The 12,336-nt window shown below is 63.2% G+C and carries 15 protein-coding genes; 5 read left to right on the forward strand and 10 right to left on the reverse strand.

Going from position 1 to position 12,336, the window contains the following annotated elements; translation table 11 throughout:
- Positions 1–49: 49 nt before the first annotated feature.
- The 5 genes from H4W01_RS18720 to H4W01_RS18740 form a co-directional block, all read right to left on the reverse strand.
- Positions 50–343, reverse strand: coding sequence for a putative quinol monooxygenase (locus H4W01_RS18720; protein ID WP_062106251.1), 294 nt, complete (start codon positions 341–343; stop codon positions 50–52).
- A 111-nt stretch (positions 344–454) separates the two neighbouring features.
- A complete protein-coding gene (locus tag H4W01_RS18725; RefSeq protein WP_064311493.1) occupies positions 455–1,195 on the reverse strand; it encodes an SDR family oxidoreductase in 741 nt (246 codons plus the stop codon).
- A gap of 53 nt (positions 1,196–1,248) precedes the next feature.
- Complete coding sequence (locus H4W01_RS18730; RefSeq protein ID WP_157105557.1) at positions 1,249–1,389, reverse strand: hypothetical protein; 141 nt, start codon at positions 1,387–1,389, stop codon at positions 1,249–1,251.
- A 10-nt stretch (positions 1,390–1,399) separates the two neighbouring features.
- Complete coding sequence (locus H4W01_RS18735) at positions 1,400–1,690, reverse strand: putative quinol monooxygenase (protein WP_209612820.1); 291 nt, start codon at positions 1,688–1,690, stop codon at positions 1,400–1,402.
- A 71-nt stretch (positions 1,691–1,761) separates the two neighbouring features.
- Positions 1,762–2,586: a type 1 glutamine amidotransferase domain-containing protein gene (locus H4W01_RS18740; protein WP_334685354.1), complete on the reverse strand. Its 825-nt coding sequence runs from the start codon at positions 2,584–2,586 to the stop codon at positions 1,762–1,764.
- Between the two features lie 83 nt (positions 2,587–2,669).
- On the opposite strand from H4W01_RS18740, the gene H4W01_RS18745 reads away from it, so the two are divergent.
- Both H4W01_RS18745 and H4W01_RS18750 read left to right on the forward strand, forming a co-directional pair.
- Positions 2,670–3,605 carry a LysR family transcriptional regulator gene (locus H4W01_RS18745; RefSeq protein ID WP_209612821.1) on the forward strand — a complete coding sequence of 312 codons (936 nt, stop codon included), beginning with the start codon at positions 2,670–2,672 and terminating at the stop codon, positions 3,603–3,605.
- 84 nt (positions 3,606–3,689) lie between these two features.
- Positions 3,690–4,706: a zinc-binding alcohol dehydrogenase family protein gene (locus H4W01_RS18750; protein WP_209612822.1), complete on the forward strand. Its 1,017-nt coding sequence runs from the start codon at positions 3,690–3,692 to the stop codon at positions 4,704–4,706.
- Between the two features lie 216 nt (positions 4,707–4,922).
- Here the strand turns inward: H4W01_RS18750 and H4W01_RS18755 are convergent, their stop codons facing one another.
- Positions 4,923–5,831, reverse strand: coding sequence for a LysR family transcriptional regulator (locus tag H4W01_RS18755; protein ID WP_062126398.1), 909 nt, complete (start codon positions 5,829–5,831; stop codon positions 4,923–4,925).
- A 90-nt stretch (positions 5,832–5,921) separates the two neighbouring features.
- On the opposite strand from H4W01_RS18755, the gene H4W01_RS18760 reads away from it, so the two are divergent.
- Both H4W01_RS18760 and H4W01_RS18765 read left to right on the forward strand, forming a co-directional pair.
- Entirely contained in the window at positions 5,922–6,761 is an 840-nt protein-coding gene (locus tag H4W01_RS18760) for a DODA-type extradiol aromatic ring-opening family dioxygenase (protein ID WP_334685355.1), read from the forward strand.
- Between the two features lie 29 nt (positions 6,762–6,790).
- Positions 6,791–7,123 carry an NAD(P)H-binding protein gene (locus H4W01_RS18765; protein ID WP_209612823.1) on the forward strand — a complete coding sequence of 111 codons (333 nt, stop codon included), beginning with the start codon at positions 6,791–6,793 and terminating at the stop codon, positions 7,121–7,123.
- A 17-nt stretch (positions 7,124–7,140) separates the two neighbouring features.
- Here H4W01_RS18765 and H4W01_RS18770 read toward each other — a convergent pair whose 3' ends face one another.
- Complete coding sequence (locus H4W01_RS18770) at positions 7,141–7,554, reverse strand: hypothetical protein (RefSeq protein ID WP_209612824.1); 414 nt, start codon at positions 7,552–7,554, stop codon at positions 7,141–7,143.
- Positions 7,555–7,558: 4 nt separating this feature from the next.
- The gene (locus H4W01_RS18775) at positions 7,559–8,797 is read right to left on the reverse strand and encodes an integrase (protein WP_209613460.1); all 1,239 of its coding nucleotides are present in this window, start codon (positions 8,795–8,797) and stop codon (positions 7,559–7,561) included.
- 160 nt (positions 8,798–8,957) lie between these two features.
- Here H4W01_RS18775 and H4W01_RS18780 point away from each other — a divergent pair, with 160 nt between their 5' ends.
- Positions 8,958–9,899, forward strand: coding sequence for a hypothetical protein (locus H4W01_RS18780; protein WP_209612825.1), 942 nt, complete (start codon positions 8,958–8,960; stop codon positions 9,897–9,899).
- Here H4W01_RS18780 and H4W01_RS18785 read toward each other — a convergent pair.
- Positions 9,879–10,892, reverse strand: a complete 1,014-nt coding sequence (locus H4W01_RS18785) for a ParB/RepB/Spo0J family partition protein (RefSeq protein WP_209612826.1) — start codon at positions 10,890–10,892, stop codon at positions 9,879–9,881. The genes H4W01_RS18780 and H4W01_RS18785 overlap by 21 nt on opposite strands.
- A 79-nt stretch (positions 10,893–10,971) precedes the next feature.
- The gene (locus tag H4W01_RS18790) at positions 10,972–12,174 is read right to left on the reverse strand and encodes an AAA family ATPase (protein ID WP_209612827.1); all 1,203 of its coding nucleotides are present in this window, start codon (positions 12,172–12,174) and stop codon (positions 10,972–10,974) included.
- Positions 12,175–12,336 lie beyond the last annotated feature (162 nt).

A 12,336-nucleotide genomic window follows, 5' to 3' on the forward strand; every position in this document is an offset into this window, starting at 1 on the left:
CGACCCTAACCGTGCAGTCGTACGGCAGCCTGGTGTGCCGACCGCTCCGCTATTTCGCGGCCAGCAGGGTGAACTTGTGAATCTGCGGCGGTTCCGAGAACAGTTCTTCCGCCTTCTCCATCAGCGCGGCGGCAACCTTGCCGTCAAGATGGGCCTGCCGATCCTCCTCTGTGTCGAACGTATCGAAGATCGCGTACGCACCGGGACCTTCCTCGATCGCATACCAGGTCAGAGTGCCCGGCTCGGCTTGAACGAGCGGCAATGCCGAGGTCAGGAAATTGGCGACATCGCTCTCTTTACCGGGTTTGGCCTTCAGTGGCACGTACAGCGCGAGTTTGGGCATTATCGACTCCTCAAGTTAAACGGACAGATATCATTCGGCAGAGTAACGGACGAGCGGGCCGGTACGTTCCCCATGAGGCGGAGCACACGCGGCCCCGCCTCCTCGTCGAAATCAGAACTGCTGTGCGGTCGGCCGGATGACGATCGCGTTGACGTCAACGTCATCAGGTTGTTCGACAGCGAACGCGATAGCACGCGCCACCGATGCCGCTGGGATGGCCTGCTTGTAGAAGTCGAGCACCGTCTCGGCTGCCGTGCCAGACGTCGTGAACTTCAAATCGCTTTCGACGGCTCCGGGCTCGATCGACGTGACACGGACCTTTTCACCCACCTCGTGGCGCAAGCCCTCGCTGATCGCGCTGACCGCGAACTTGGTACCGGAGTAGACCGTGCCGCCTGGTGCGAAGACCTTGATGCCGGCGACCGAGCTCAGGTTGATGATGTGGCCGCTGCCCTGCTCGAGAAAGCCGGGAAGGGCCGCCGCGATGCCGTAGAGCGTACCCTTCAGATTGACGTCGATCATCTGGTCCCACTCGTCGGTGTTGACCTCGGCCATCGGACGGATCGGCATCAGCCCTGCGTTGTTGATCAGCACGTCGAGGCGGCCGAAGTCGGCAATGATTGCGGCGACGACGGACTGGACCGCCGCCTTGTCGGTGACGTCGAGCGCGTAGCTACGTGCCGTGCCGCCGTTTGCGGCGATGTCCGCGACGACCTCGTCGAGCTTGTCCTTGCGCCGCGCGGCGATGGCCACCTTTGCGCCGCGTTCCGCGAGAAGCCGCGCGGTTTCTGCGCCGATGCCGGTGCTGCCGCCGGTAATGAGAATGACCTTGCCTTCGATACCCTGGGTCATGACTGTATTCCTTCAAGTCAGTTGTTGATTTTTCGCCGGATCGCGGCTCCGCCTCAGCGGTAACCGCGTGGATGAATGAGGCCCAAGAGTCCCACGCGGAGTGCAGGTGCCAACAGGCCGATCATCCGCAACTCCTCTCTGTAGAACGGTTGTGCCAGCAGCGCCGTACCCACCCATTCTTCAGGCTTGCCCATGGCACCACCCTCAGGTCGCCGAGACGGGGTTGAGGACGAACGCGGCGCGCTCGGCCAGATCGCCGATCTGAGAGAGATAGTTCTGGAAGTGGGGCGTCTCGCGGTGGGCGGCGACCGCATCCGCGTACAGCTCGTCGAGCACGAAACGGTTCGGATCGCTCTGGTCCTGCCAGAGATCGTAGCGCAAATTGCCCGGTTCGGCACGGCTCGGCTTTAGCATGGCGTCGAGCAGAGCGCGCAGGCGGTCGACGGTATCCGCACGGGCGGTAAGGACGGCGACGATCTTCACGTTGGCGGTCATGGCACCGTTCCTTGTCTTGGCTATATCCGAGGGAGGGCGCACCCTGAGCGCCCCGCCGGTCATCCTCGTACTTACGCAGCGGCGCGATCGAGGGCTTCGATCAACGCGTCGGCCATGGCCCGGTCCGATGCCGGATTCTGACCCGTGATCAGCTCCCGGTCCACGACGACATTCGAAGCGAAGTTCTTGTCGGTGACAGAGACGTCGCCACCGGCCGACCGCAGCGCCTTTTCCATGTCGAAGAAGAGCTCGCCCTTCAGCACTTGCTCCTCGGCGATCTTCTCCTCGCTCGCCGAGAAGACGGTCATGCGGTAGCCTGAGTAGATCCAGTCTCGCGCCAGGTCGGCCGCCCCGGCGTCATCGCCTTCCTCCAGCGCCTTGCGGAAGGCCGGAGCATCGTCGAGCGTAGAAACAACGACCACCGGTCCGTGGCAGAGGAGCGCGGTCGGCTTGGCCGCTGCGTGGAAGTGACGGAGGATCGTGCCCGCATCGCGGTCCACCATGAGGTCGACGATGGGCGCGTGACCTCCCGGCACGAACACGCCAGCAAAGCCGTCCAGACCCTCGTCGACGACCGATTTCAGCGTACGCACGTCGTTCATCGCCGGGTGGCTGGCAAAAAAGTCCTTGGCGCGCTGGAATGCCGTCTCATCGCCGCCAAAATGATCAACCGAAACGGAGACGGCGTCGATGTGCGGCTTGGCCCCATTGGGCGTGGCGAGAACAATATCATAGCCGGCGTCGAGCAGAGCCAGCGCGGGGACCGCCGTCTCGTTGAGATACTGACCGACCGTCGCGGTACCGCCGCCACGCAGACCGATCTGCGTCGCGTTCGATCCAAGAACGAGAACCTGACCCTTGCTCATCTGAACCTCCATGTTCGCGGCGTCGATCACCGATGGACGCTAAATGGGCCTCGTTGACATATTCTAGAAGTTTATCTTTTTGATTTCAGATATAACGCTAACAGGATGACTGTATGCGCTACGATCTGAACCTGCTGCCGATCTTCGTCGCGTTGATGGAGGAGCGCAGCGTCACGCGGGCCGCCGAGCGCATGGGCATGACACAGCCCGCCCTGTCTAACGCCCTATCGCGTCTACGACTGATGCTTCAGGACCAGCTGTTCGTCCGCGAGCGCTACGGCATCCAGCCGACCCCGATCGCGCTAGAACTCTCACCGCTAATCGCCGAGGCACTCGCCCAGCTCGACGACGCGGTCCTCGGTCAGCAGGCCTTCGACCCCGCACAGGCCGAACGGCTCTTCACGATCGCGCCAAACGGCTATGTCGAGTTCGTCCTCGTCCCCGCTATCGTGGCGCGCCTGGAGAAGGTCGCCCCCGGCATAAAGCTTCGTCTGACGCCCTTCGGCAACGATCTTGTGGAAACAGGCGTCGTGTCGGGCACGACGGCGCTCGTGCTGGGCCGCATCGTCGATCCGCCCGACAACCTCGTCGTCCAGCACCTGATGGACGAAGGGCTCGCCTGCGCCGTCCGCGCCGACCATCCGGGCGTCGGCGATGCCATGACGCGCGAGCAGTTCGAGACGATGAAGCATGTCAACATCGTGCCGCCCGGACGGATGCGCGCCGGTTTGTTTCAGGCGCTGGCGCAGCAGCAGCTGAAGCGCGACGTCGCGATCTCCGTGACAAACTTCTTCGCGGTAGCCGAGATGGTGGCCGTGACCGACTATTGCGCCACCTTGCCCTCGCTCATCTGCAGGCGGCTGATGCACGACCCCCGGCTGAAGATCCTGCCGGCTCCGGTCGACCTTGGCAGCTTTCCCGTGGAAATGGCTTGGCACGTCCGCTATCGGCATGATCCCGCACACCGCTGGTTACGGGCGCTGATCGGCGCGGTCATCACCGACCTCACGGGGAAGACGGCAGCGGCAACCACGCCGTCGCCAGCCTGAGGACGATGTCGAACCGCGATGTCGCTTGTGCGTATCCCGTATGCGACAAAGTTCGCTATACAGCCCCTGACAATAGGATTTATCATGCGCGCAATCGGCTACCAGCAGCCCGGAACGATCGATCGCACGGAAGCTCTCGTCGATATCGAACTTCCCGATCCCAACGCTACCGGCCGTGATCTCCTCGTCGAGGTCAAGGCTGTCTCGGTAAACCCGGTTGACACGAAGGTGCGCGCTGGCTCGGGTTCGATCCACGGTGATTGGCGTGTCCTGGGTTGGGATGCCGCCGGTGTCGTTCGCGCTGTTGGCCCTGAAGTGCGCGGCTTCGAACCGGGCGACGAGGTGTTCTACGCGGGCAGCATTGGCCGCGATGGGACCAACGCCGAGTTGCACCTGGTCGACGAGCGCATTGTCGGGAAGAAGCCGGCCAGCCTCGATTGGGCAGAGACAGCGGCGTTGCCGCTGACGGCGATCACCGCGTGGGAGGCCCTCTTCGAGCGATTGTCCGTGCGTACTCCTGTAGCCGGTGCAGCACATGCGCTGTTGATTGTCGGGGGTGCCGGCGGGGTAGGCTCGATGGCAATCCAGCTTGCTCGCCAGGTAGCCGAGCTGATCGTCATTGCGACGGCCTCGCGCCCCGAAACGCAGGCCTGGGTGGGTGAGCTCGGTGCGCACCATGTCATCGATCATCGCCAGCCGCTGGCTCGGCAAGTGGCGAATTTGGGCATCGGCGCGCCGGCTTTCATCTTCTCGGCCACCCACACCGACGAGCATATCGAGCAGATCGCCGAGCTGATCGCCCCGCAGGGACGTTTTGCGCTCATCGACGACCCCAAGACGCTCGATGTCGTACCGTTCAAACGCAAGTCGGTGTCGACCCACTGGGAGTTTATGTTCACCCGGTCCATGTTCGAGACTGCTGATATGGAAACGCAGGGTCAGATCCTGTCGGCCATCGCCAGCCTCGTGGACGCCGGCGAGGTGCGCACCACCCTCACCGAACGGTTCTCCCCCATCAACGCCGCGAACCTCAAGCGCGCGCACCAGGCGCTTGAGAGCACTACCGCACGCGGCAAGATCGTCATCGAGGGTTGGCAGTGACGCGGTTCACGCTCACTCAACGTCCGCCGCGCCCGCGGCCCCCGCTGCACCAACTGAAAGGGACCAAGCCTCGGCGTTATCGATGCCAGCCATGTGCGGTTGTGGGCGTCGCTTTCGCTGGGTCACTGATATCTACAATCGTAAAAGACCGTGATGTTTCGAGATAGCAGACGCGGTCCTCGGGTGAAAACTCGGGACGTCTGCCAGCTCGGCATCTCACCAATCGGTGCCAAGAGCGGGGAGTGCTTCGGCTAAGAAGTCAATCCACGCCCGCGTCTTGGCGGCGGGGCGCCGCGTCGGGTGTGTGATGGCATATGCCGCTCCCAGCATCATAGGCGGCTCGTCCAGCTCAAGCTCGCTCAATTGGCCGGCGCGAAGCGCCTCTGCCGCAATAAAGCGTGGCCCATAGACCAGCCCTTGGCCCGCGATGGCAGCGCGAACCAAGGCCTCGCCATTGTCGGAACACATCGATCCTGAGATCGGCACCTTGATCGTCCCGTCTTTGCCGAACGCCCACGATGTCGTTCCTGCAAGCGACGCGTTGGTGTGGCCCAGACAATCGTGATCGCCGAGATCGGCCAGGCGGGTTGGCGTTCCCCGCCTCGCCAAATAAGAGGGGGCGGCACACAACACGACGCGCATCGCCACGAGCTTGCGGGCAACAAGCGCACTGTTGGCGAGGCGCCCGATCCGTACGGCGACATCCCAACGCTCTTCCAGCAGGTCGACGTAACGATCGTTGAAGCCCAGTTCGATCGTCACCTCGGGATGACGTGCGGAGAAAGCAGGGATGAGTGAGGCAAGGTGCAGAACGCCGAAGGTGGCGGGCGCACTGACGCGCAGCAGTCCCTGGGCGGTGATCGACCGCGACGATGCCTCCGCCTCGGCTTCTCCGATCTCCATCAGGATACGTTCGGCCTTTTCGAAATAGTCGGTGCCTGCCTCGGTCAGCGACAGCCGACGCGTCGAGCGCTGGACCAGCGTGGTGCCGAGCCGCGCTTCGAGGGCGTCCAGGTGCTTGGCCGCCATCGCCGGCGACATGTGCAGATCGCGTGCGGCAGCAGAGATGCCACCGAGCCTGATCGCCTTTACGAACACGTCCATACCCGTCAACCGATCCGCCATGATTTCCTACCCGTGGTTGAAGCTGATCCTTCTACGTGGCAGATTATCATTGCGCGATAGTGGGCACATATCCGGTCAACAGATCGAACAATGATCCAGGCGGCTTCCGTGGCGCCTGCACCGGAGTGTATGACCATGAGCGTCCAGCCTACCTACTTCATCCCGCATGGCGGCGGCCCCTGCTTCTTCATGGACGATCCGCGCGGCGTGTGGAGCGGTATGGAAGCGTTCCTGCGCAGCCTGCCGAACTCGCTTGCCGAGAAGCCCAAGGCTATCCTCGTCGTCTCGGGACATTGGGAGACGGACGGCTTTGCCTTGACCGGCGCCGAACGGCCCGAGCTGATCTACGACTATTACAACTTCCCGCCCCATACCTATCAGCTGCGCTACGACGTGCCGGGCGCACCCGCGCTCGCCGCCCGTGCCGCGGCTCTGCTCAAGGATGCGGGCATCCCCTCGTCTGTCGACGCGACACGGGGCCTGGATCACGGCGTGTTCGTGCCCCTCAAGGTGGCCTTTCCGGATGCCGACATTCCGCTGATCGAGATGTCCGTCGAGCGGGGGCTGAACCCGGCCCTCCATGTCGCTGCCGGGCGCGCCCTCGCGCCGCTGCGGAAGGAGGGCGTGCTGATCCTGGGTTCGGGCATGAGCTTCCATAACATGCGCGCCTATGGCGATCCGCGCTCGACGCCCGGCTCGCAGGCGTTCGACCAGTGGCTGGCCGAAAGCATGGAGCTGGACGGCCCACAGCGGGCCGAGCGTCTGGCGCATTGGGCCGATGCGCCCTCGGCGCGGTTCGCGCATCCCCCGGCCAAGGAGGAGCATCTGCTGCCCCTGATGGTCGCGGCCGGCGCGGCCGAAGGCGAAGGCGCCCGGGTCTATGCCGAGGAAGTGCTGTCGACCGCCATCTCGGGTTTCCGTTTCAACTGATCTCACCGCGTCACTGAAGGAGAATTGTCATGACCATCGCCGTCACCGGCGCGACCGGCCAGCTTGGCCGCCTCGTCATCGAAAGCCTGAAGCGCAAGTCGACCGGCGAGCCGATCGTGGCGCTGGTGCGCTCGCCCGAAAAGGCCAGCGACCTGGGTGTCGAGGCACGCGCGTTCGATTACGCGCAGCCTGAGACGCTCGCTCCGGCACTGGCCGGGATCGACACGTTGCTCTTGATCTCGTCGAGCGAGGTCGGGCAGCGCGAGGCACAGCACCGCAACGTCATCGAGGCCGCCAAGACGGCGGGCATCAAGCGTATCGTCTACCCTATTACGGTCCCGAGCGATCCGGGCCGCCGCTGACCAAAGCACTGATCTTCTCAAGCTGGTCGATGGTGCCCGATGCGATCGCGTCCATCCTGTCCTACGAGGCCGAGCGCCGTATGGGCGTCGGCGCTTCGGGGCAGCGATATTTCGGTCATGTTCGCCCACGCCCCATCCAGTTCCGGCAAAACCAAGGGCGCCTTGTCGCCATGCGGGCGATGCACTTGGTCTAGGTACATTCCATTGGCGCCGATCGCGGCAGCCTCGCGCCTGGTAAGGCGGGTGTTATGCCAAGCGAGTATATTATGAGGCAGCAGCACGTCAGAAAGGTCTCTGATGATTGCGTCGTAGTGATGCGGAGAAGCGAAGCGTTGATCGGTGAGCCAATCTTCTAAGACAGCGCGATTTGCCTCGAGAAAGGTAGTAACCTCGAGCGGCCAGGTGACAGGGCGATCATAGTCGATGAGCACCCCTCTACCCAATCTTCGCCATAAGGCGCCCTGCTGCCCCGTGTTCCGCCGCAAGGTTGCGATTGTAAGCGAGCGGCATGCGCGGCGACTTCCACCGCAGCGCATCCATAATTCCGGCCAGATCCTCACCGCTGGCGAACAGATCCTGATTGAGCCCGATCCGCGTCGAGTGCGCGCTGATCCCCTTGAGCAGCCGGGCGAGATCCTCGGCCGTGAGATCAGGCAAAGCGCCGAGGTCGAACGCCCGCTGGATGATCGACCGGAAGATCGGCCCGATCGACCCGGGATGCAGCGCCACGCTACCGATGTCATATTCGACGCGCGCTTTCACCGCCGGTTTGGAGAGCGTCTTGCGCAGATCCCAGGTTTCTCGCCCCGAGATGCTGTCGATCGGCCGACCGCGCACGGCAGCGCGCGCCTTGTAGCGCCGCACCTGCACCCGCCGGAACAGCGGCCCCTCGGTGATCTCGGCCGCTTCGGTCCAGGCCGCGATCGCCGCCACAGTGCGCGGGCTTAGGTAAGCGGTCGCCCCCTCCCCGTCCTGATCACCCTTGCTCCGCAAGATCTGCAGCAGGCGCGCCTCGGGATCGATCGCCTCCTCGATATGCTCGACCGCGACCGCTACCAGCTCGGAGGCGCGCAGGCCGGTGTCGTAGGCAGCCGACAGCAGCGCCCGATCGCGTAGACCCGGCAAATCGTCGCCGCAGCTCTCGAGCAGCGCGCGGATGTTGAGCCCGCGTGCCTTGTCGCGCTCGACGTCGCGCACCGGACCCTTGAACCGCAGCGGCCGCGCCTGCTTCTGCGCCGCCCCCTTCTCACGACGCACCGCCTGGAGCCGCAGCTTGACCAGAGGCGCCGGCGTCGGATCTTTCAGATCGAGCAGCTGGTGGATCTTGGCGATCGACGCCTTGTACCGGGATAGCGACGCCGGCCGGCTCCCTTTCCCTGCCCGCGCGTCGAGATAATCGGCCACGGTCTCGGCCGTCGCCGGCAGCGCGATCCGGTTGGTGCGCCGACACCAGCTGTCGAACGCCTCGACGTCGGACTTGAGCGCGCGGATGCTGTGGGGAGATGAAGCGGCTTGATAGGCGTCGATCAGCGCCTCGTTGACGGTGATGCGCTCACCGGCGCGCATCTGCACGATCGTCCACGCAAGGTCGGCCGGTGCCCTGGCAGCCCGCAGGACCGCCTCAGGCGCCGCTACAGCGGTTTCTCGCCCTTCTAGGGCGGTTTCGGTGCCTATCATGCGCTTCGCTCCTCAGCCCGCCTTCTACCGCACCTTATAAAGAGGGGTCAATTCCGCTTATGTGATAAGTGCAATTATCGCATGTCCATATTCCGCTAACGCAGGAGTGCGAAACCAACAGCTGACTTTGGTTTCCATTAATGGCAGGATGGCGGCAATGGCGCGCACCGCAAACCTGAAGGCTGACGACCCGCTTCTGCTTCTCGGCCGCCTTGACGGGCGGGTCCTTGGTAGTCCGTGCGCCGACATCTTTTTGGCGCGTTCTCGTCTCGCGGGTGCTGCCGCCCTTGCCGGCCTCGCCGGCGTTCCGATCGGGGTAAGCGACCTCCAAAGCTGGATTGCAGGGCACAGCCCCCCACCCCGTGCTTCCGAAGGTCTCAATGATCCTATATCCGTGGCCGCGATCTTCCACCTCGCGCTATCGCGGGACGAAGAGGTTCGGGATCCTGTGAATCAGGCCACGTTGCAGATTCTGCGATCGGTGCTCGACGATCGCGCCGAGGCTGCAACCTATGCCAGCGATGACCTTGCGCATTTCGGCCCCATGTGGCGCCAGATCAGAGCTGAAGCTGATGCGCCCTTCGCGACCGCCGACCTGGTTTCTATCGCGCATCGCATTTTCGCGCTTGCCGCTCTTACCGAGCCGGCGTCCCAATCGTCGGTCGACGTCGTCAGCTTCGACGGGCGATCGCTCGACCTCCCGCCCAGACAACGCGATCGCCTGTGGTTGATCGCCGTCGCCGTGCCGCGGATGCTCCATCGCGCGGGCTTCACATCCCGGTTCCTCCCCTCACTGATCCTGCTGCCGAAGTTCCTGCCCCCCTCCCCTGCTGCCTTGGCCGAATATATGGCAGATGCCATTGGGAGAGCGGCTCGCGCGGGCCTCAAGGAACTTGATGCAATCGAACGCACTGCCGACAAAGCGCTTGTTGATCGGGGCGTCACCCGGCGGAGCAAAGCTCCCCTGCTCGCGCGGCTCCTGTTGTCCTATCCAGGTCTTCAACCTCAAGCGGTGGCGAAGCTCCTCAACATCACCCCACAAGGTGCTAGGAAGCTTCTCAAGGCGTCAGCCCGACCGTCAGGCCCAGTGTTGGTCTAGCACCTTGCGAATGGCCTCGTCGGCCTCTTCCCGCGTCGCTCCGCCCTTGCTGAGCAATGTGAGGCGAACGCCCTTCCGATCGGCACCCTCGATCCGCAAGATCGGCTTCCCTCCGGCGCCTGTCACCGTTTCCGGCTTTCCTGACTTCTTGGGGGATCCTGACCTCTTGGGGGGGTCTACGGCGAGGGTGAGGGCTTTGATGACCTCGAGTACGGGCATCGCTTGGCCGGTGTCTGCCTGAACCTTCGCTAGACGCCCCGCCTCTTGGAACGCACGCTCCCTACGATCCTCCGGTTTCATCAGCGCTTTGAGCGCGATCGCATTACGGACTCCCAGTTCCTGGGGTTCCGTGAACGCTCTCGTCAGCTCGGCCGGCAGGCGCGCCAGATCGAGGTAACGCGTCAGCCAGCTCTCAGAGACTTTCAGGCGCTCTGCCATCGTTTTCTGACGCCCCTCGTAATAGGCGTCGAGCGCTCGCAGATAATCGCGAGCGCGCTCCAGATCCGTTAGGTCGTCGCGGGCACGGTTCTCGATATCCGCAAGGCGAAACGCTTCTTCGTCGCCGATCTCGCGGACGTCGACCAGGAATTTGAATTCCGGATAGTTGTGCGACCGCAGCCAGCTGATGGTCCAGTGCCGCCGTGCGCCACAGATCACTTCGAAGTCGTAGTCCGGATCGCCCACGACCCGACGAACGATCGCCGGTATCTCCTGCCGCCCTTGCGCCTTGATGCTTTCGATCAGGTCCTCGCAGCGCTGCTCGTTGAGCAGGGCATATTCACGGTTGTGCCCCGCCCACATGCGGCATCGGGCCGGGTCCACCAGTTCATGGGTGCGCGTCACCACTGCACCTGACGCCAAGTCGGCGAGACGGTTGGCTCTGCCCGTCAACACGTTCGTTGCAATGCCGGATCGTCGCGCCGGTGCGGCCTCATTCGAGAGATCGATTCCGGCCGCGAGATCAGCGGCAAAGCCGCTGTTTTTCCTGCTCATGTGAGCCTCCCTTCGCTCGGAATTGCACGCGTGCAATTCGTGATTCTACCGAAAATTGCACGCGTGCAATTTCCTTTGCTCACGCCAGCGCCGCTTCGCGCAAGCGCTTCTGATGGCTTGGCCACATCGACCGGATGTCGACCTCGATTTCGCCATTCACGCCGTCGAGATAGGCAAGACAACGGTTACGAACTGCAGAGCTGGTCGCCGGGCCATCGAGTTCATAAACCGTCATCAGACGAGCGGTCGCGTTATCGATCTCCGCCGAGTCCTTCAGTGGCGTGCGCACCATCGCATGACCGAACAGGGTCCGCATCAGGTTCAACAGCTCCTTCTGCATCGACTTGTTCTCGTCGACCTTAGACGCGACAAACCGGAGGAACCGCAACTCAGGCGCCAGACCGCGCTCGGAAAGCTGTTCGATCGTCTCGTCCAGCATCGAGAGAAAGGCAGCTGTCGAGGAGAAATCCATGACCGTCGGCGGCACTGGCACTACCAGTGAATTTGCCGCACGCAGCACCGACAGCGAAATCGCGCCCAAGGCGGGCGGCGGATCCATTACGATCACATCGAAGCGGTCCGAGATGCTCTCGATCCCTTCTCTCAACCGATCCAGCAACCCGCCGCTCCCGCGGGCCATGCGTGCCGCCAATTCATATTCGGACTGAAACAACCTCAGGTTCGCCGGGATAAGCTCGAGGCCGTCGAAATGCGTTTTGCGGAGCGCATAATCGAGCGACGTTCTCTCCCCCTCGCGAAGGAAGGGGTAGAGCGTATCGTCTTCGTCAAGGTCGAGGTCGGGCACATAGCCGAACAAGGTAGTCGCCGACGCCTGACTGTCGCAGTCGATGAGCGCCACGCGGTAGCCGCGGATTGCGAGATATTGCGCCAGATGCACCGCGAGCGTGGACTTACCCACGCCACCCTTGAAGTTCTGAACGGCGACGACGCAGCATGGATCTCCGGGGCTGCGATACGGCCGGGTCCCAAACACCCCGCGCATGTCATTGAGTTGCGCGAGCGTATATTTTTCGCGCCGGTTATTGTCAGTCCGCGTCGGCTCCGGCAGGCGCCCATCCTTCTCCGCATCACGAATCGCTGCCGCGGTCCGGCCGACGAGCTCGGCTGCTTTGCTGATCGTGAAGGTCGGCTCACGACGATCGTCGCTTCTAGCGCTTCGGGCCGAATCCCGCAGCCTTTCCAGGACCGAAGATGTGCGGCTCGCCAGTGTCGCGACGGACACAAGGCGATCGGCCTCCTCTAGTTCGAGACTATTTGACATGCTCCCGCCTTTCGAAATTCAAGGCATGGTATACGCACTTGCGATTTTCGGTCAATAAATTCGCTAATTTCGAAAGTGCGCCTGCCGTTCCGCCCCGTTTTCAGGCGACATCGCCGCTAACCTGACTCGGTGGGGGAGGCGAAAATTGCACGCGTGCAATTT

Origin of the sequence: Sphingomonas sp. PL20, from assembly GCF_017875905.1 — a bacterium.
Lineage (GTDB): Bacteria > Pseudomonadota > Alphaproteobacteria > Sphingomonadales > Sphingomonadaceae > Sphingomonas > Sphingomonas echinoides.